Source organism: Sphingomonas sp. (assembly GCF_039595165.1).
In the GTDB taxonomy this organism is placed as follows: Bacteria; Pseudomonadota; Alphaproteobacteria; order Sphingomonadales; family Sphingomonadaceae; genus Sphingomonas.
Window position 1 is genome coordinate 1 of the sequence record NZ_JBCNMA010000058.1, and the last position, 18,932, is coordinate 18,932.

Below are 18,932 nucleotides of genomic sequence, written 5' to 3' on the forward strand. Positions count from 1 at the left end.
ATCGCTCCGATAGACGGCCACCGGAAAGGCCCCCGGCACCCCCATTTATAACCGTCCCATGCCCCATTCCGGCTTCGTCCCGCTCCGCATCTTCTCCGCCTACACGATGCTGGAAGGCGCGATCGAGCCCAAGGCGATCGCGGCGCGGGCGCGCGAGCTGGGATTTCCGGCGGCCGGCCTGTGCGACCGCAACGGGCTCTATGCCGCGATGTCGTTCGGCGATGCTGCGAAGAAGGCCGGCGTCCAGCCGATCGTCGGCACCCTGCTGTGCGTGGCGCGGCCCGACATGCCCGACGGGGTCGAGCCGCCGCTCGACTGGCTCGCGCTCTATGCGCAGGACCAGCGGGGTTACGAGAATCTCTGCGACCTCGTCTCGCGCGCGCATCTCGAACGCCCGATCGAGAAGGACGCGCATGTCCTGTTCTCCGACCTCGAGGGCCGCACCGACGGCGTGATCGCACTCACCGCGGGCAAGGAAGGGGCGCTCGCCCGCCTCTTCGCCGAGGAGCAGGACAGCGCCGCCTTCGCTTATGCCGATCGGTTGCAGGCGCTGTTCGGCGACCGGCTCTATGTCGAGATCGTCCGCCGCCTCGACGAGGTCGAGGGCAAGGCCGAGCCCAGGCTGCTCGACCTCGCTTATGACCGCGGCATCCCGATCGTCGCGACCAACCCGGCCTGCTACGCTGAGCCCGATTTCCACGAGGCGCACGATGCGATGCTGTGCATCGCCGGCTCCGCCTATGTCGCGAGCGACGAGCGCGCGCGTTCCTCGCCCGATGCGTGGATGAAGCCCGCGACCGAGATGAAGCGGCTGTTCGACGATCTGCCCGAGGCGATCGACAACACCCTCGTCGTCGCGCAGCGCTGCGCCTACGCCGCGCCCAGGCGCAAGCCGATCCTGCCCAGCCTCGCCGGCGACCTCGAAGGGGAGGCGGCGCAGCTTCGCGACGACGCGCGCGCCGGGCTCGAGGCGCGGCTGGAGAAAGCGGGCGTGACCGATCCCGAGCGGCGGCGCGAATATTTCGAACGGCTCGAGTTCGAGACGAACATCATCGTCCAGATGGGTTTCCCCGGCTATTTCCTGATCGTCGCGGATTTCATCAAATGGGCCAAGGCGAACGGCATTCCGGTGGGGCCCGGGCGCGGATCGGGCGCCGGCTCGGTCGTCGCCTGGTCGCTCACCATCACCGACCTCGATCCGCTCGAGCTCGGGCTGCTGTTCGAGCGCTTCCTCAACCCGGAACGCGTGTCGATGCCCGACTTCGACATCGACTTCTGCGAAACCCGGCGCGGCGAGGTGATCCGCTACGTCCAGGCGAAATACGGCCGCAACCAGGTCGCGCAGATCATCACCTTCGGAACGATGAAGGCGCGCGCGGTGCTCAAGGACACCGGCCGCGTGCTGCAGATGAGCTACGGCCAGGTCGACCGCCTCGCCAAGCTCGTTCCCAACCATCCGACCGACCCCTGGACGCTGCCGCGCTCGCTCAACGGCGTCAGCGAGTTCAAGGCGGAGTATGACGGCGATGAGGGCGTCCGCCACCTGATCGACCTCGCGATGCGGCTCGAGGGCCTGCCGCGCCACAGCTCGACTCACGCGGCGGGCGTGGTGATCGGCGACCGTCCGCTCGCCGAGCTGGTGCCGCTCTACCGCGATCCCCGCTCGGACATGCCGGTTACGCAGTTCGACATGAAATATGTCGAGGGCGCCGGCCTCGTGAAGTTCGACTTTCTCGGCCTCAAGACGCTGTCGGTGCTGCAGAAAGCGGTCGAGCTGCTCGCCGCGCGCAATATCGAGATCGACCTGGCCGCGCTCGCCTGGGACGACCCGGCGGTCTACGAGCTGCTCCAGCGTGGTGAGACGGTCGGCGTCTTCCAGCTCGAATCGGAGGGCATGCGCCGCACGCTCACCGCGGTGCGCCCCACCAACTTCGGCGACATCATCGCGCTCGTGTCGCTCTACCGGCCGGGCCCGATGGACAACATCCCGATGTTCGGCCGGCGCAAGCAGGGGCAGGAGCCGATCGAATATCCGCACCCGCTGCTCGAAGGGATCCTGAAAGAGACCTACGGCATCTTCGTCTACCAGGAACAGGTGATGCAGGCCGCGCAGATCCTGGCCGGCTATTCGCTCGGTGGCGCCGACCTGCTGCGCCGCGCGATGGGCAAGAAGATCAAGGCGGAGATGGACGCCCAGCGCGCCTTGTTCGTCGAGGGCTGCGCCAGGGTGAACAACATCGCCGAGGCCAAGGCCAACGAGCTGTTCGACTTGATCGACAAGTTCGCGGGCTATGGCTTCAACAAGTCGCACGCCGCCGCCTATGCGCTGCTCGCCTATCACACCGCCTGGCTCAAGGCGCACTACCCGCACGAATTCTACGCTGCCTCGATGTGCTTCGAACTCGGCCAGACCGAGAAGCTGGCGATCTTCGTCGAGGACATGAAGCGGCTCGGCGTGCCGTGCCTGCCGCCCGACATCAACGCGAGCGAGGCCGAATTCTCGGTCGAGGCGGTCGATGATGGGTTCGCGGTGCGCTACGCGCTCGCGGGGCTCAAGGGCGTGGGCGAGAAGGCGATGGAGCTGCTCGTTGAGGAGCGCCACGCCAAGGGCCGTTTCCAGAGCCTCGACGACTTCGCCCGCCGCGTCGATCCGCGGCTGCTCAACAAGCGCCAGGTCGAGGCGCTGGCCGGGGCGGGGGCGTTCGACGGCGTCGCCCCCGACCGGCCCGGCGTCTACGCCGCCGCCGAGACGATCCTCGCCGTCGCCCAGCGCACGCACGAGAACCGCACCAGCGGGCAGGGCGGCTTGTTCGGCGAGGCCGAGCCGGTCGGCGCCGCGATCCAGCTGCCCAAGAGCGCGCACTGGACGCTCGGCCAGCGGATCGAGGCGGAGAAGGACTCGTTCGGCTTCTTCTTCTCGGCGCACCCGCTCGACCGCTATCAGCACCTCGCGCGGCTGCATTCGGCGCGGACCATCGCCAGCCTCAACGACATCGAGATCGCCGAGGGCGGCCGCGCCGGGGCGACGATCGCGGCGCTGATCGAGGATGCGCGCTGGCGGACCTCGGCGCGGGGCAAGCGCTATCTGATGGCGACGCTGTCCGACACGAGCGGCACGACGCCATGCACCTGCTTCGACGAGTTCACCGCCAAGGAGATGGAGGACGCCTCGCGCGCGGGCGGGTGCGGCATCCTGACGCTTGAGCTCGACCGCCGCGCGGGCGAGGATTCCGCGCGAGTCACCGTGCGCAAGGTCCAGCCGTTCGAGGGCATGGCCAAGGATGTCCGCCTCACGCTGCGCATGCGCGTGAACGATGCCGGCGTGCTGCCGACGATCGCCCGCCTGCTCGAGGACGCCCGCGGCGGCCGCTGCGAGGTGATCCTCGACGCGCCGCTCCCCGGCGGGGGCGAGGCGGAGCTGGTGCTCGGACGCAACTTCCGCCTCGACGGCGAGCTCGCGACGCGGGTCGAAGGCTTGCCCGGCGTGGACGCGGCCGAGCTCAAGCCCACCGAGCAGCCGAGGCTGGCGCTGGCGAGCTGAGCGCAACTTCAATCCTCCCCCGCCAGGGGGAGGTGGCAGGCGCAGCCTGACGGAGGGGGAGGAAACGAGCCGCTGGTGTTCTGGCATCCGCCCCCTCCGTCGCTTCGGCGCCACCTCCCCCTGGCGGGGGAGGATGATGAAACTCCTCCCTTGCCCCCCTTGCATCCCGCCCTTCAAATCCGCAGGATGCCCTTACGGACACGGAAACCCGTGCGGATGAGGAGAGGGCGATGCTGGGCGCGATGCAGGATTTCGAGCTTCGGGTACCGCGGCTGATCGAGCATGCCGAGCGCGAGCACGGCAGCCGCGAGATCATCAGCCGCTGGGCCGACGGCAGCGAGACGCGCACCGACTGGGCCGGGATCGCGCGCGATTCGCGCAAGCTCGCGCAAGCCCTTGAGCGCATGGGGATCATGCCCGGCGATCGCGTCGCGACGATGGCGATGAACCACAGCCGCCACCTCGTCGCGTGGCACGGCACGATCGGCATGGGCGGGATCATCCACACCATCAACCCGCGCCTGTTCGCCGACCAGCTCGCCTATATCGCCAACCATGCCGAAGACCGCGTGCTGATCTACGACCGCATGTTCCAGCCGATCGTCGACAAGATGAAGCCCGAGTGGAAGACGATCGAGCACTATATCGTCTTCGATGGCGACGGCCCCGACAGCTTCGAGGCGGTGATCGGCGCCGAGGACGGCGATTACCGCTGGGTCGAGGGCGACGAGCGCGAGCCGTGCATGCTCTGCTACACCAGCGGCACCACCGGCAATCCCAAGGGCGTGCTCTATTCGCATCGCTCGTCGGTGATCCACGCCATGGCCGAGCTGCAGCCGGCGGTGTTCGATCTCTCGACCCAGGCCGTCGTGCTCCCCGTGGTGCCGATGTTCCACGCGGTCGGCTGGGGCCTGCCCTTCGCCGCGCCGATGGTCGGGGTGAAGCTGGTCTTCTCCGCGATCAACGAGGGCAAGGTGCTGTGCGAGCTGATGAACCGCGAGAAGGTCACGCACACCGCGGGCGTGCCGACCGTGTGGTTCGCGATGTTCCAGCATATCGACGAGACCGGCGACACGCCCAGATATTTGAAGGTCGTCACGATCGGCGGCTCCGCCGCGCCGCGCGCGATGATCGAGCGGATCATGAAGATGGGCGCGCGCGTCAACCACGCCTGGGGCATGACCGAGACCTCGCCGATCGGCACGATGGGCGCGCCGAGCTACGACTGGGACGAGCTCGAGTTCGACGCCAAGGTCGACAAGACCGTGTTCCAGGGCCGCGCGCCCTTCGGCGTCGAGCTGCGCACGGTCGACGAGAACGGCGTGGTCCTCCCGCGCGACGGCGAGAGCTCGGGCCGGCTGCAGGTGCGGGGCCCGTGGATCATCAAGCAGTATTTCCAGGACGAGAGCGGCCCGTGCCTCACCGAGGACGGCTGGTTCGACACCGGCGACGTCGCGATCCTGCACCCCGATGGCGTGATGCAGATCACCGATCGCGCCAAGGACGTGATCAAGTCGGGCGGCGAGTGGATCAGCTCGGTCGAGCTCGAGAATGCCGCGGTCGGCTGTCCGGGCGTGGCTGAGGCCGCTGCGATCGGCATCCCGCATCCCAAATGGGACGAGCGCCCGCTGTTGCTGGTGATCCGCAAGCCGGGCAGCGAGGTGACCGCCGACGACGTCCAGCAGCACCTCTCGCGCCACGTCGCCAAATGGTGGCTTCCCGACGAGATCCATTTCGTCGAGGCATTGCCCCACACCGCCACCGGCAAGCTGCTCAAGACCGCGATCCGCGAGCAGTATAAGGGGTTTCAGTTCGCGGCGGCGTGATCCTGTGCCGGTTCGGCCTCGCGCCGCAGCGGCATGAAGCGCGGGTTGCGGAGCAGCGCCGCGGAGACCAGCGAGACGAGCAGCCCGACCGGGAAGATCTCGCTGAAGGTGATCGGCAGGCGAATGAGCGGATTGGCGTACATCGCTCGGAATCCTTCCATCTGCGCCTGCAGCGCGGCGACTTCCGCCGCGCCGGCGCCGGCCGCGCGCTGCCGGTCGACCTCGGCCGCCATCATCGTCTCGACATAGTCGGCGCCGTTGACGACGAGCACCGCTTCCCAGGTCAGCACATACAGCACGCCCGCGACGGCGGAGATCGCGACGCCCAGGCCGAACGCCGGCCAGAAGCGGATCGCCCCACCCAGCTCGTGGTCGCGCCGCCGCTTGATCGCGACGAACACCGCGCTCAGCGCGATCAGCATGGTGAGATAGCCGATCGCCATGCCCAGCGGGCCGGTCGGCGGATTGTCCTTTAGCAAGGTGGCGATCAGGAAGAGCTGGATGCTCACCACCACGCCGGCGATGAGGCCATAGGTCAGGATCAGGCGCTGCATGTGTGTCCCCTGTGCATGCGTTCGATGCGCCGGTTGATCTCGTGCCGCAGCGCTTGCGGCAATCGCCCAAAGAGGTGATTTGGCCGAAATCGCCCGAAAATCAGGGCAGCAATCCCAGCTCGCGGGCGCGCGCTAGCGCATCGGTGCGGCGGCTCGCGCCGAGCTTCCCGAACAGCCGCGCGACATGCGTCTTCACCGTATTGGGCGAGATCGCGAGGTTGCGCGCGATCTGCTTGTTGGCGTGGCCCGCATCGAGCTCGCGCAGCACCTCCATCTCGCGCTCGCTGATGCCGAGCGACGCCTGCGCCGCCGGATTGCCGGCTGGGCGCGGCGGGGCAGGACGGCCGAGCACGCGCGCGCCGACCACCAGCCCGATCGCGAGGAACGCGGCGGCGACGATCAGCAGGTACAGCTCGGTCGAATGCGCCCGCGCCAGCCAGCGATAGTCGAGCCACTGCAGCAATGCGGTGCCGGCCGCGAGAAGCGCGCCGTAAAGCAGCGCCTGACGCCACCACGAAGGAAACCGCATCGCCCGCATCCGCTCAAGCATCGCGCGGCAGTTGCTTCAGCGCAACCCAAACCAGTCCTCCCCTGGCGGGGGAGGATTGGAGGCCGCTTCTAGAACAGCTCCCCCTGTGCCCCCGGCGGCGGGCGAAACAGGTCGCGGCGCAGCGGGATATAGTCCTTGTCGAGCCCATAGCGCCGCGCCGCGCGCTTGAACCGCGTGCGCAGCAGCTCGGCCCACGGCCCCTGGCCGCGAAAGCGGGTGTGGAAGTTGGGATCGTTGTCGCGCCCGCCGCGGATCGACTGGATCGTCGCCATCACCTTGCCCGCGCGGTCGGGGAAATGCGCGTCGAGCCAGGCGCGGAACAGAGGCGCCACCTCGTGCGGCAGCCGCACGGGGAGGTAGAAGCAGCCCAGCGCCCCGGCCTCCGCCGCGCGCTCCATGATGTGCTCCATCTCGTGGTCGGTGATCTGCGGGATCACCGGCGACAGCGAGACATAGGTCGGGATCCCCGCGGCGCGCAGCTTCGCCACCGCCGCCAGCCGCCGCTCCGGGTGCGGCGCGCGCGGCTCGACCGTACGCGCGATCCTGGGGTCGAGCGAGGTGACCGAGATCATCACCGCCGCCAGCCCCTTCGCCGCCATCGGGCCGAGCAGGTCGATGTCGCGCGTCACCCGGTCCGACTTGGTGGTGATCGTGATCGGATGGTCGCATTCCGCCAGCACCTCGATGCACCCGCGCGTGATGCGCCACTCGGCCTCGATCGGCTGATAGGGATCCGTGTTGGTGCCGAACGCGATCGGCTGGCAGGCATAGCCGCGCTTCGCCAGCGTCGCGCGCAGCAGGGCGGGGGCGTCGGGCTTGGCGAACAGCCTGGTCTCGAAATCCAGCCCCGGCGACAAGTCGTGATAGGCATGGCTCGGCCGCGCGAAGCAGTAGATGCAGCCATGCTCGCACCCGCGATAGGGGTTGACCGAGCGGTCGAAGGCGATGTCCGGCGACTGGTTGCGCGTCAGGATCGTCTTCGGCTTCTCGACCGTCACCGTCGTGCGCAGCGGGGGCAGCTCGCCGTCGATATCCTCGCGCGCGTCGAGCCAGTCGCCATCGGCCTCCCGCTCGGGCAGGTTGAAGCGAACGCTCTCGCGGTTGTGCGTGGCCCCGCGCACGGGGCGGGTCTTTGCCATTCGCCGAGACTAGGCCGGCGGATGGAACATTTCAAGAACAAATGCGCTGCTTGATCCTCCCCCGCCAGGGGGAGGTGGCGCGCGCAGCGCGACGGAGGGGGAGGACGCGAATCGTCAAATGTTCTGGCATCCGCCCCCTCCGTCAGCTTCGCTGACACCTCCCCCTGGCGGGGAGGATTTACCAGCCGCTACACATGCGTCCTGACCCATGCCGCGAACCAGTCGAGCCACTTCGCCCCGGGATTGGCCGCGGGCAGGTTGAGCGCGCCGAAGCCATGCCCGCCGCGCTCGAGGAAATGCGCCTCGACCGGCACGCGATGACGCCGCGCGGCTTCCATCAGCGCGATGCTCTGGCTCACCGGCACCGTCGCATCGTCCATCGCGTGACACAGGAACAACGGCGGCATCGCCCCGCTGGCCCGGGCGAGCACGTCGAACCGCGCGCCTGCACCCGGCTGCGGGTTCGGCCCGAGCAGGTTCGGCCCCGACCGGCTGTTCGGCCCGGCGCTCGAAAACTGCGTGACCGGATAGATCAGCCCCGAAAAGGCCGGCCGCGCCGAGAGCCGGTCGGCGGCATCGACCGGCCGATAGACGGCATCCTCATGCCCCACCGTCAGCGTGCCGCCGAGATGCCCGCCCGCCGAGAAGCCGCAGATGCCGAGCCTGGTCGGATCGATGCGGAACTCGGCGGCGCGCGACCGGATCAGCCGCATCGCGCGCTGTGCGTCCTGCAGCGGCACCTCGGTGCGGTTGAGCCAGCCTTCGCCGGGCAGACGATAGGCGAGCACGAACACGGTGATCCCGCGCGGATTGAGCGCGCGCGCGACGTTCACCCCCTCGTTGATCAGGCTGACGAAGACATAGCCGCCGCCGGGCATCACCAGCACCGCGCGCCCGTCGGGCCGCACCGGCCGGAACACACCGACATAGGGATAGCGGATGCCCTTCTCCCAGCGCTGCGGCGTGCCCAGGGGAAGCGGCACCGGCACGTTCGAGCGCGCGATCCCCGGCGGCGTGCCGGGCGGCAGGCCCGGCCACAGCATGAAATGCTCGCGCGGCGGCCAGGGCGGGGCGGGGGCGAAGATCTTCGGCGGCTTCACCTGCGCCTGCGCCTGACCCGCGAACCCAAAAGCTGCGGTGCCCCCGATGAATGCCCTGCGGCCGATCGTCTTTTGCATGTCACACGCTTGAACCAATCCGCCCTAAACTTTCAATCCTCCCGCGCCAGGGGGAGGTGGCATCGCGCAGCGATGACGGAGGGGGAGGACGGTGGGACCTTCGTTTCCTCCCCCTCCGTCGCCTTCGGCGCCACCTCCCCCTGGCGGGGGAGGATTAGGAAGGACTAGACGCATCGCCCTTTGCATCCGGGACGTTGCTCTCATATGGGGGGCGTCATTCCCCCGGGACATTTTGAGGAAGGACAAGGCGTGAAGGACGTTCTCGTAATCGGCGCAGGCGGCGTTTCGTCGGTCGCGGTGCACAAGATGGCGAAGAACCCCGATCTGTTCGGGAAGATCACGCTCGCCAGCCGCCGCCAGTTCAAGTGCGACGCGATCGCCGAATCGGTGAAGCAGCGCTTCGGCGTCACCATCGACACCGCCGAGGTCGATGCCGACGACGTCGCCGCCACCAGCAAGCTGATCGAGGCCGTCAAGCCCAACCTCCTCGTCAACCTCGCTTTGCCCTATCAGGACCTCAACCTGATGGACGCGTGCCTCGCCACCGGCACCGACTATCTCGACACCGCCAACTACGAGCCGCGCGACGAGGCGCGGTTCCACTATGGCTGGCAGTGGGACTATCAGGACCGCTTCAAGAGCGCCGGCCTGATGGCGCTGCTCGGCTCGGGCTTCGATCCGGGCGTCACCAGCGTGTTCGCGATGTACATCAAGAAGCATCTGCTCGACACGATCCGCACGCTCGACATCCTCGACTGCAACGGCGGCGATCACGGCCAGCATTTCGCGACCAACTTCAATCCCGAAATCAACATCCGCGAGATCACCGCGCCCGCGCGGCACTGGGAGAATGGCGAATGGGTCGAGACCCCGGCGCTGTCGTCGCGCCAGGTGTTCGAGTTCGATCAGGTCGGCGCCAAGAACATGTACCTCATGTACCATGAGGAGCTCGAGAGCCTGGTCAAGTTCCTGCCCGAAATCGAGCGCGCCCGCTTTTGGATGACCTTCGGCGAGCAGTATCTCACTCATCTGCGCGTGCTGCAGAATGTCGGCCTCACCTCGATCGAGCCGATCATGTACGAAGGCCGCGAGATCGTCCCGCTCCAGTTCCTCAAGGCGGTGCTGCCCGAGCCCTCGACGCTCGGCACCACGACCAAGGGCAAGACCAATATCGGCGACATCGCGACCGGCACCAAGGACGGCGTGGAGAAGACCTTCTACGTCTACAATGTCTGCGATCACGAGGACGCGTTCGAGGAGACCGGCAACCAGGCGGTGAGCTACACCACCGGCGTTCCCGCGATGATCGGCGCGGCGTTGATGCTTAACGGCACGTGGCGCGGGGAGGGCGTGTTCAACATGGAGCAGTTCGACCCCGATCCCTTCATGGACATGCTGAACAAGCACGGCCTGCCGTGGCAGGTGCACGAGCTGGCGGAGCCGCTGAAGTTCTGATCGAAACGCGGCGGCTCCCAATTCCTCCCCCGGAGGGGGAGGGGGACCGCCGCGAAGCGGTGGTGGAGGGGTAGGTCTCCGCAAACGCACCGGTTCGCTTGGGGAGACTACCCCTCCACCGGCTACGCCGATCCCCCTCCCCGTCCGGGGGAGGAATGGAGTGAGTCAATGGAAACCCGCGCCGCACCGCCCGTGATGTCGACCAAGGCCGGCGACCCCGGCGCCTTCGCCCGGTTCGACCTGTCGCGCGTGCCCTCGCCCTGCTTCGTGGTCGACGCCGCCGCGGTCGAGCGCAACCTGCAGGTCATCGCCGATGTCCGCGACCGCGCGGGCGTCAAGATCCTGCTTGCGCTCAAGGCCTTCTCGATGTGGTCGCTCGGCGATCTCGTCGGCAAGTATCTCGACGGCGTCGCCACCTCGGGCCTCCACGAGGCGAAGCTCGCCGCCGACCATTATCACGGCGAGATCGCGACCTATTGCTCGGGCTACAAGGCCGCAGACATGGCGGAGGTATGCCGCATCTCCGACCACGTCATCTTCAACACACCCAGCCAGCACGTCGCGATGAAGGCCGAACTCGACGCCGCCCGCGCCCGCGGCGACAGTTTCGACGTCGGCCTCCGCCTCAACCCGATGCATTCGGAGGGCGAGGTCCAGAAATACGACCCCGCCCAGCCGCACTCGCGCCTCGGTTTCCCCGCCGACCAGCTCCGCCCCGAGCATCTCGAAGGCGTCGACGGCATCCACGTCCATTCGCTGTGCGAGCAGGACTTTCCCCCGTTGCGCCGCACCTGGGAGGCGCTCAAGCCCCGCATCACGCCCTATCTCGGCCAGCTCAAATGGCTCAACTTCGGCGGCGGTCACCACATCACCCGCGCCGATTACCAGCGCGACGACCTTGTCGAGTTCCTCCGCCAGGTCCGCGAGGAGACCGGCCTCGAAGTCGTGCTCGAACCCGGCGAGGCGATCGCGCTCGACACCGGCATCCTCGTCGGCGAGTTCGTCGATATCTTCGACAACGGCATGCCGATCGGCGTCGTGGACATCTCCGCCACCTGCCACATGCCCGACGTGATCGAGGCGCCCTACCGCCCGGCGATGCTGGGGGAGGGCGGCGACGTCCTCGTCCGCCTCGGCGGCCCCTCGTGCCTCGCCGGCGACATCCTCGGCGACTATCGCTTCGCCGAGCGCCCGCGGCCGGGCCAGCGCTTCGCCTTCCTCGACCAGGCGCACTACTCGATGGTCAAGACCACCACCTTCAACGGCGTCCCGCTCCCGTCGATCGCCCTGTGGGACAGCCGCAGCGACGAGCTGCGCATCGTGAAGACCTTCGGCTACGAAGACTTCGAGGGCCGGTTGTCCTAGTCGGTTGAGTGATCGTTCGATTCCTCCCCCGGAGGGGGAGGGGGACCGCCGCGAAGCGGTGGTGGAGGGGTAGGTCTCCACAAACGCACCGTTCGCTTGGGGCGACTACCCCTCCACCAGCTTCGCTGGTCCCCCTCCCCCTCCGGGGGAGGAATAAGGTCTATTCAAACCAGGTTTTCGATTCCATTTAGCCCCCGCCATGCTCAACCTCTCCGCCATCACCGTCCGCCTCGGCGGCCGTGTCATCATCGACCGCGCCAGCGCCGCGCTGCCCCCGCGCGGCCGCATCGGGCTGGTCGGGCGCAACGGCGCGGGCAAGTCCACGCTGGTCAAGGTGATCGCCGGCCAGATCGACCCCGACGAGGGCAACGCCGAGATGCCGCGCGGCGCGCGCATCGGCTATGTCGCGCAGGAGGCGCCGGCCGGAAAGACCACGCCGTTCGAGACCGTGCTCGCTGCGGACACCGAGCGCGCCGCGCTGATGGCCGAGGCCGAGGGCCTCGAAGACCCCGACCGCCTCGGCGAGATCCATGAGCGGCTCGGCGCCATCGACGCCTATTCCGCCCCCTCGCGCGCCGCGCGCATCCTGGTCGGCCTCGGCTTCGACGAGGACGCGCAGCACCGCCCGCTCGACAGCTTCTCGGGCGGCTGGCGCATGCGCGTCGCGCTCGCCGCGCTGCTGTTCAGCCAGCCCGACCTGCTGCTGCTCGACGAGCCCTCGAACCACCTCGACCTCGAAGCCGTGCTGTGGCTGGAGGATTTCCTCCAGTCCTATCCCGCGACGATCGTCATCGTCAGCCACGAACGCGATTTCCTCAACAACGTGGTGGATCACATCCTCCACCTCGAGCGCGGCAAGCTTACCCTCTATCCGGGCGGCTACGACAGCTTCGAGCGCCAGCGCGCCGAGCGTCAGGCGCAGCAGGCGGCCGCGCGCGAGAAGCAGCTCGCCGAGCGCGCCAAGCTCCAGGACTATGTCGCGCGCAACTCGGCCCGCGCCTCGACCGCCAAGCAGGCCCAGTCGCGCGCCAAGGCGCTGGCGCGAATGCAGCCGATCGCCGCGGTGGTCGACGATCCCACGCTGTCCTTCGGCTTCCCCGATCCCGAGCAGCTGCGCCCGCCGCTGATCACGCTCGATCACGCCAGCGTCGGCTATGACGGCGTGCCGATCCTGCAGCGGCTCAACCTGCGCATCGACCCCGACGACCGAATCGCGCTGCTCGGGCGCAACGGCAACGGCAAGACCACGCTCGCCCGCCTGCTCGCCGCGCAGCTCGCCCCGATCGAGGGACAGAAGACCGCCTCGGGCAAGATGCGCGTCGGCTATTTCACCCAGTATCAGGTCGAGGAGCTGCACAGCGACGAGACGCCCTACGATCACATGGCGCGCCTGATGGAGGGGCAGAAGCCCGCGGCCGTCCGCGCCCAGCTCGGCCGCTTCGGCTTCCCCGGCGACAAGGCGATCACGCAAGTCGGAAAGCTCTCGGGCGGCGAGCGCGCGCGCCTCGCGCTCGCCCTCATCACCCGCGACGCGCCGCACATGCTGATCCTCGACGAGCCGACCAACCACCTCGACGTCGACGCGCGCGAGGCGTTGATCCAGGCGCTCGCCGCCTATACCGGCGCGGTGGTGATCGTCAGCCACGACCGCCACATGATCGAGATGACCGCCGACCGCCTCGTGCTGGTCGATCAGGGCACCGCGCGGCCGTTCGACGGCAATCTCGACGATTACATCGCCTTCGTCCTCGCCAAGGAGCCCAGGGCCGAGGCGGCGGGGAAGGGCGGCAACCGCAAGGACGCCCGCCGCGAGGCGGCCGAGGCGCGCGAGAAGGGCAATGCCCTGCGCAAGTCGGCCAAGGCGGCCGAGGCCGAGCTGGCCAGGCTCGGCGAGAAGCTGTCGGCGATCGACCGCGCGATGTTCGACCCCGCCAGCGCCGCCCCCGACCTCGCCAAGCTCACCATGACCGAGCTGATGAAGCAGCGCGATGCCGTGGCGAAGGCGATCGAGGCGGCGGAAGCCACCTGGATGGAGGCGAGCGAGGCATTGGAGGCGCTGGCGGCGTAGAATCCAATCCTCCCCCGCCAGGGGGAGGTGGCAGGCGTAGCCTGACGGAGGGGGCGGACGGCGGGGACCTTCGTTTCCTCCCCCTCCGTCGCCTGCGGCGCCACCTCCCCCTGGCGGGGGAGGATTGATTCCGGGCCGCCCTCGACACCGTCGACTCACTCGCCCCGGCCACCGCTCGCCCGAGTCCACAAACCGGCCATCCCTCTCCCAAACGCGGAGCCACGGAATCTCCGATAACCAAACATCGTCCGCACCTTGTTCCACTTGGGGATGCGCCGGCCACGCCCCGAACCCGCGTCGGCCACACGCTTCGCTACATAGCCGCTGCCCAAAAACCCGCGGAAAACCGCCAGAAACCGCCCCTCGCTTTCCTACAGCCGCCCATCCACCCTATACTCGAACAAACGAGGACACAGCCGGACACAAAGTGGAAACAACTGATCTTTCCCGCGCCCAAAACGTTCTGAAAGAAGCGATTGCAACCACGCCCTGTCATTCTACCTTGGAGTCAGCGCCCCGATCCTAGAGGGTGCAGGAAAATTGCAGGAAGAGACTGAATGGCCAGCGCCGTCCATGAGGTGACCCCCGAAGAAGCTTCGGCCCACCCGCCGCCCGAGGCGGTCGTGGTGCGGTTCGCCGGGGACTCGGGCGACGGCATGCAGCTCACCGGCGGCCAGTTCACGCTCTCGACCGCGCTGGCCGGCAACGACCTCGCCACTTTCCCGGACTTTCCCGCGGAGATCCGCGCGCCGCAGGGCACGCTGTTCGGGGTCTCGGCGTTCCAGATCAACTTCGGCTCGGCCGCGATCGAGACCGCGGGCGACGCGCCCGACGTGCTCGTCGCGATGAACCCGGCGGCGCTCAAGACCAATGTCGGCGACCTCAAGCCCGGCGGCCTGATCATCGCCGACGAGGGTGAGTTCAACAAACGCAACCTCGACAAGGCCAGATACGCCGAGAACCCGCTCGAAGACGGCAGCCTCGCGAAATGGCAGCTGCTCAAGCTCAACATCTCGCAGCTCACCCTCGATGCCGTGAAGCCGTTCGGCCTCGGCAACAAGGAGGCGCTGCGCTGCAAGAACATGTGGACGCTGGGCCTGGCGCTGTGGATGTTCGACCGTGATCGCGCCCCGCTGGTGGAGTGGCTCAAGACCAAGTTCGCCAAGGCGCCCGAGCTGGCCGAGGCGAACATCGCCGCGCTCAACGCCGGGCACGCCTATGGCGAGACCGCCGAGCTCGGCGCGCAGGGCGTCGGCCAGCTTCACGTCCCCGCCGCCCCGGTCGAGCCGGGCCTCTACCGCACCGTGACCGGCGCGGATTCGATCAGCCTCGGCCTCGTCGCGGGCGCGCAGCTCGCCGGGCTCAAGCTCTTCTACGGCGGCTATCCGATCACCCCGGCCTCGGCGATCCTGCACCATCTCGCGCGGCTCAAGGAGTTCGGCGTCACCACCTTCCAGGCGGAGGACGAGATCGCCGCGGTCGCCTCGGCGCTCGGCGCGTCGTACGCCGGCAGCCTTGGCGTCACCTGCTCCTCGGGCCCCGGCATCGCGCTCAAGACCGAGGCGATCGGGCTCGCGATCATGACCGAGCTGCCGTTGGTGATCGTCAACGCCCAGCGCGGCGGCCCCTCGACCGGCCTGCCGACCAAGACCGAGCAGTCGGACCTCTATCAGGCGGTCTATGGCCGCAACGGCGACGCGCCGGTGCCGGTGATCGCGACCCGCTCCGCCGCCGACTGTTTCGACTGCGCGATCGAGGCGGTGCGCATCGCGACGCAGTACATGACCCCGGTGATGCTGCTCACCGACGGCTATCTCCAGAACGCGGCCGAGCCGTGGAAGGTGCCGGACATGAGCGGCTACGAGCCGTTCCCGGTCGAGTTCCACACCGAGCTGCCGGCCGAGGGCGAGAAGTTCCTGCCCTATGCCCGCGACGAGAAATTGAAGCGCCCCTGGGTCAAGCCGGGCACGCCGGGCCTGCTCCACCGCATCGGCGGGATCGAGAAGGCGCTCGGCACCGGCAATATCGACTATGCCCCCGCCACCCATCAGGCGATGACCGACATCCGCAAGGCCAAGGTCGAGGGCATCGCGGTGCCCGATCAGGCGATCGAGCAGGGCGAGGCCGGCGGCAAGCTCGTCGTGGTCGGCTGGGGCTCGACCTATGGCCCGATCACCCAGGCGGTCCGCCGCGCCCGCCGCAAGGGCCTCGACGTCAGCCATGTCCATATCCGCCACATCTGGCCGATGCCGAAGAATCTCGGTGATCTGCTAAAGGGTTACGAGCACATCCTCGTACCGGAAATGAACACCGGCCAGCTGAAGACCGTGCTGCGCGACCAGTTCCTCGTCGATGCCAAGCCGCTCAACAAGGTCAGCGGCCAGCCCTTCCGCATCCATGAGATCGAGGCAGCGATCGAGGAGGCGTTGGGATGACCCAAGCTCCACAATGGGCATCGGTTGCGAACGACACGAAGTGGAACGAACTTCGAGAAGCCGTCCTCACAATGCCGAAGACGCCGGCGTTCAGGTGCAAGGACCTCAACGGTCATTATACCTCGCCTGACACTGAATGGTTTTATCACTTTCGTGATGGCGGACTGGAGACCACGCGCTGGGTCGATTTGATTGTCGATGACGCACAGGCCAGGTCGGAGGTGGCCGGTCATTTGAATCGGATTGGCCTAGCCGGGCATGAGACGGACGAGGGCTTTCGTGTCTTCGGCTATATCGAGCATGGTCAGCCGATTGATTATTTCGGGGCGCGCGCATGAACGAGATCACCACCATCAAGCCCTCGACCCCCAAGGATTGGGAGACCGACCAGGAGGTCCGCTGGTGCCCGGGCTGCGGCGACTATGCGATCCTCAAGGCGGTGCAGCGCACGATGCCGGAGATCGGCGCGACGCCGGAGAACACCGTGTTCATCAGCGGCATCGGCTGCTCGTCGCGCTTTCCCTATTATATGGAGACCTACGGCTTCCACACCATCCACGGCCGCGCGCCGGCGGTGGCGACGGGGGTCAAGCTCGCCAATCCCGATCTCGACGTGTGGATCATCACCGGCGACGGCGACGGCCTGTCGATCGGCGGCAACCACACGATGCACCTGCTGCGCCGCAACCTCAATTGCCAGGTGCTGCTGTTCAACAACGAGATCTACGGCCTGACCAAGGGGCAATATTCGCCCACCAGCCGCGAGGGGACGCGCTCGCCCTCCACTCCGTTCGGCTCGGTCGATCACCCGGCCAAGCCCTGTGCCTATGCGCTGGGCAGCGGCGCGCGGTTCATCGCCCGCGGGATCGACGTGCACAAGAATCTGCCGAGCGTGCTCAAGGCCGCGCACGCCCATCAGGGCGCGGCGTTCGTCGAGATCTTCCAGAACTGCATCGTCTATAATGACGACGTCTTCGCGCCCTTCACCGAAAAGGCCAATGCCGGGCACCAGCTCTGGCTCGAAGATGGCAAGCCGATGCTCTTCGCGGGTGGTTCCAAGGGGATTTCCCTTGATACCGAACGACTTACGCTGAAAACCGTAGATGTCGTGGAAGGTGATTGGCAGGCCGCCGGGGTGATCGTCCACAACGTCACCAACCGCGCCATCGCCCATATGCTGGTCGAGATGCCGTTCGGCCCGTTCCCGATGGCGCTCGGCGTGCTCTACGACGATCCCGCGCCGACCTTCGAGAGCGCGGTCGTGGCGCAGAACGCCGCGGCTAGCGAGGGCAAGGTCGCGGATCTCCAGAAGCTCGTCAGCAAGGGCCAGACCTGGCAGGTCGACAAGGAACCCCACGCGATCTGATCGTTACGCGAACGGCAACTTGCCGCTTGCCCGACTCGATCCCGCCGTGGTTTGTGCGGCTCGATGCAGGCGCCGGCACGAAACAGGGGCCGCCGGGATGGCTGGGGCGATGGCGCCAAGGCGCCGGGTCGGGGCGTGCTCGCGACGCTCCTGACGCCGCTGCTGCGCAAGCTGCTCGACCGGATCGATGCGGGGCTCGCCATAGGGGCGATCGAGGTGACATTGCCCGGCGGCAAGCCGCGGCGGCTCGGCGGGCGTGTGCCCGGTCCGGTCGCGGTGGTCGCGATCCATAGCTGGCGCGCGCTGTGGCGGCTCGCGACCGCCGGATCGGTGGGCTGGTACGAGGCGTGGCAGGCGCGCGAATGGACCAGCCCCGATCCGGTGCCGCTGTTCGACTTGTTCATGCGCAACCGCGCGACGCTGGGGGACACGGGCCGCGCGCATGGCTTCACGCGGCTGGCAAAGCGTGCGTGGCACTGGCTGCAGCGCAACGACCGCGACGGCGCGCGGCGCAACATCGCCTATCACTATGATCTGGGGAATGATTTCTACGCCCCCTGGCTCGATGCCGGCATGACCTATTCGAGCGCGCTGTTCGCCGAACCGGGCATGACGCTCGAGGCCGCGCAGCATGCCAAGCTGGCCGCGATCCTCGAACGCACCGGTACTGCGGCGGGCGACCGCATCCTCGAGATCGGCTGCGGCTGGGGCTCGTTCGCCGAGATCGCGGCGCAAGGCGGGCGCAAGGTCCATGGCCTCACCCTCTCGACCGAGCAGAAGGTCTATGTCGATGCGCGGATGGCTGCGGCCGGGCTCGACGGGGTCGAGGTCTCGCTGACCGACTATCGCGACATCGCGGGCAGCTATGACGCAGTGGCGAGCATCGAGATGGTCGAGGCGGTGGGCGAGGAATATTGGCCGGCCTATCTCGGCACCATCGCGAATGCGCTGAAGCCCGGCGGGCGCGCCGCGATCCAGTATATCGCGATCGACGACGCGATCTTCGAGGCTTATGCGCGCAACGTCGATTTCATCCAGACCTATGTCTTCCCGGGCGGGATGCTGCTGTCGGAAGAGCGCTTCCGGGCGATCGCGGCCGCGCAGGGACTGAGCTGGCACGACCGGCACGAATTCGGGCTCGACTATGCCGAGACTCTGAAGAATTGGCGCGAGCGGTTCGACGCGGCGGTGGAAGCGGGGCGTATCCCGCCCGAATTCGACCCGCATTTCCTAGATTTGTGGCGCTACTATCTCATGTATTGTGAAGGCGGATTCCGCGGCGGCGGGATCTGGGTCGCGCAGGTGACGCTCATAAAGGACTGAAGGGAGAGGGACATGCGGACGGCCTGGATCGCGCTTTCGGCGGTGGCGCTATGGGGCTGCGCGCCCAGAGCAGAGATGCCCGCACCGGCTCCCGCGCCCGCCGCGCAGGACGAGGCCCGGCTGCGCCAGGTC

The 18,932-nt window shown here is 67.9% G+C and carries 13 protein-coding genes; 9 read left to right on the forward strand and 4 right to left on the reverse strand.

Annotation, left to right across the window (positions count from 1 at the left end; translation table 11 throughout):
- The first annotated feature begins 58 nt into the window (after positions 1–58).
- Both dnaE and ABDV68_RS11235 read left to right on the forward strand, forming a co-directional pair.
- Complete coding sequence (dnaE, locus tag ABDV68_RS11230; RefSeq protein ID WP_343520026.1) at positions 59–3,541, forward strand: DNA polymerase III subunit alpha; 3,483 nt, start codon at positions 59–61, stop codon at positions 3,539–3,541.
- A gap of 230 nt (positions 3,542–3,771) precedes the next feature.
- Entirely contained in the window at positions 3,772–5,367 is a 1,596-nt protein-coding gene (locus tag ABDV68_RS11235) for a long-chain fatty acid--CoA ligase (protein WP_343520027.1), read from the forward strand.
- Here ABDV68_RS11235 and ABDV68_RS11240 read toward each other — a convergent pair.
- The 4 genes from ABDV68_RS11240 to ABDV68_RS11255 all read right to left on the reverse strand — a co-directional run bounded on the left by ABDV68_RS11240 (position 5,349) and on the right by ABDV68_RS11255 (position 8,788).
- Positions 5,349–5,921, reverse strand: a complete 573-nt coding sequence (locus ABDV68_RS11240; protein WP_343520028.1) for a DUF4199 domain-containing protein — start codon at positions 5,919–5,921, stop codon at positions 5,349–5,351. The genes ABDV68_RS11235 and ABDV68_RS11240 overlap by 19 nt on opposite strands.
- Positions 5,922–6,021: 100 nt before the next feature.
- Positions 6,022–6,450 carry a response regulator transcription factor gene (locus tag ABDV68_RS11245; protein WP_343520029.1) on the reverse strand — a complete coding sequence of 143 codons (429 nt, stop codon included), beginning with the start codon at positions 6,448–6,450 and terminating at the stop codon, positions 6,022–6,024.
- A gap of 89 nt (positions 6,451–6,539) precedes the next feature.
- Positions 6,540–7,610 carry a PA0069 family radical SAM protein gene (locus tag ABDV68_RS11250; protein ID WP_343520030.1) on the reverse strand — a complete coding sequence of 357 codons (1,071 nt, stop codon included), beginning with the start codon at positions 7,608–7,610 and terminating at the stop codon, positions 6,540–6,542.
- Between the two features lie 188 nt (positions 7,611–7,798).
- The gene (locus tag ABDV68_RS11255; RefSeq protein ID WP_343520031.1) at positions 7,799–8,788 is read right to left on the reverse strand and encodes an alpha/beta hydrolase; all 990 of its coding nucleotides are present in this window, start codon (positions 8,786–8,788) and stop codon (positions 7,799–7,801) included.
- Positions 8,789–9,037: 249 nt separating this feature from the next.
- Here ABDV68_RS11255 and ABDV68_RS11260 point away from each other — a divergent pair, with 249 nt between their 5' ends.
- From ABDV68_RS11260 to ABDV68_RS11290, 7 genes are all read left to right on the forward strand, one after another.
- Positions 9,038–10,243 (forward strand): saccharopine dehydrogenase family protein, encoded by a 1,206-nt coding sequence (locus tag ABDV68_RS11260; RefSeq protein WP_343520032.1) that lies wholly within the window; start codon positions 9,038–9,040, stop codon positions 10,241–10,243.
- A gap of 195 nt (positions 10,244–10,438) precedes the next feature.
- Positions 10,439–11,608, forward strand: coding sequence for a carboxynorspermidine decarboxylase (locus tag ABDV68_RS11265; protein WP_343520038.1), 1,170 nt, complete (start codon positions 10,439–10,441; stop codon positions 11,606–11,608).
- Between the two features lie 199 nt (positions 11,609–11,807).
- On the forward strand, positions 11,808–13,676 hold the full coding sequence (locus tag ABDV68_RS11270) for an ABC-F family ATP-binding cassette domain-containing protein (RefSeq protein WP_343520033.1): 1,869 nt from the start codon (positions 11,808–11,810) through the stop codon (positions 13,674–13,676).
- A gap of 557 nt (positions 13,677–14,233) precedes the next feature.
- Positions 14,234–16,111, forward strand: coding sequence for a 2-oxoacid:acceptor oxidoreductase subunit alpha (locus ABDV68_RS11275; protein ID WP_343520034.1), 1,878 nt, complete (start codon positions 14,234–14,236; stop codon positions 16,109–16,111).
- Entirely contained in the window at positions 16,108–16,449 is a 342-nt protein-coding gene (locus tag ABDV68_RS11280) for a DUF6678 family protein (protein ID WP_343520035.1), read from the forward strand. The genes ABDV68_RS11275 and ABDV68_RS11280 overlap by 4 nt, the downstream gene beginning before the upstream one ends.
- Positions 16,446–17,477: a 2-oxoacid:ferredoxin oxidoreductase subunit beta gene (locus ABDV68_RS11285; protein WP_343520036.1), complete on the forward strand. Its 1,032-nt coding sequence runs from the start codon at positions 16,446–16,448 to the stop codon at positions 17,475–17,477. Before ABDV68_RS11280 ends, ABDV68_RS11285 begins: the two co-directional genes overlap by 4 nt.
- Positions 17,478–17,612: 135 nt before the next feature.
- Positions 17,613–18,800, forward strand: a complete 1,188-nt coding sequence (locus ABDV68_RS11290; protein WP_343520037.1) for a cyclopropane-fatty-acyl-phospholipid synthase family protein — start codon at positions 17,613–17,615, stop codon at positions 18,798–18,800.
- Positions 18,801–18,932 lie beyond the last annotated feature (132 nt).

Bases quoted from the DNA above. Each gene is read 5' to 3' on its own strand.
- ABDV68_RS11235 (WP_343520027.1), top strand. From the start codon at position 3,772: ATGCTGGGCGCGATGCAGGATTTCGAGCTTCGGGTACCGCGGCTGATC.
- dnaE (WP_343520026.1), top strand. From the start codon at position 59: ATGCCCCATTCCGGCTTCGTCCCGCTCCGCATCTTCTCCGCCTACACG.
- ABDV68_RS11245 (WP_343520029.1), bottom strand. From the start codon at position 6,450: ATGCGGTTTCCTTCGTGGTGGCGTCAGGCGCTGCTTTACGGCGCGCTT.
- ABDV68_RS11280 (WP_343520035.1), top strand. From the start codon at position 16,108: ATGACCCAAGCTCCACAATGGGCATCGGTTGCGAACGACACGAAGTGG.
- ABDV68_RS11275 (WP_343520034.1), top strand. From the start codon at position 14,234: ATGGCCAGCGCCGTCCATGAGGTGACCCCCGAAGAAGCTTCGGCCCAC.
- ABDV68_RS11285 (WP_343520036.1), top strand. From the start codon at position 16,446: ATGAACGAGATCACCACCATCAAGCCCTCGACCCCCAAGGATTGGGAG.
- ABDV68_RS11255 (WP_343520031.1), bottom strand. From the start codon at position 8,788: ATGCAAAAGACGATCGGCCGCAGGGCATTCATCGGGGGCACCGCAGCT.
- ABDV68_RS11240 (WP_343520028.1), bottom strand. From the start codon at position 5,921: ATGCAGCGCCTGATCCTGACCTATGGCCTCATCGCCGGCGTGGTGGTG.
- ABDV68_RS11265 (WP_343520038.1), top strand. From the start codon at position 10,439: ATGTCGACCAAGGCCGGCGACCCCGGCGCCTTCGCCCGGTTCGACCTG.
- ABDV68_RS11250 (WP_343520030.1), bottom strand. From the start codon at position 7,610: ATGGCAAAGACCCGCCCCGTGCGCGGGGCCACGCACAACCGCGAGAGC.
- ABDV68_RS11270 (WP_343520033.1), top strand. From the start codon at position 11,808: ATGCTCAACCTCTCCGCCATCACCGTCCGCCTCGGCGGCCGTGTCATC.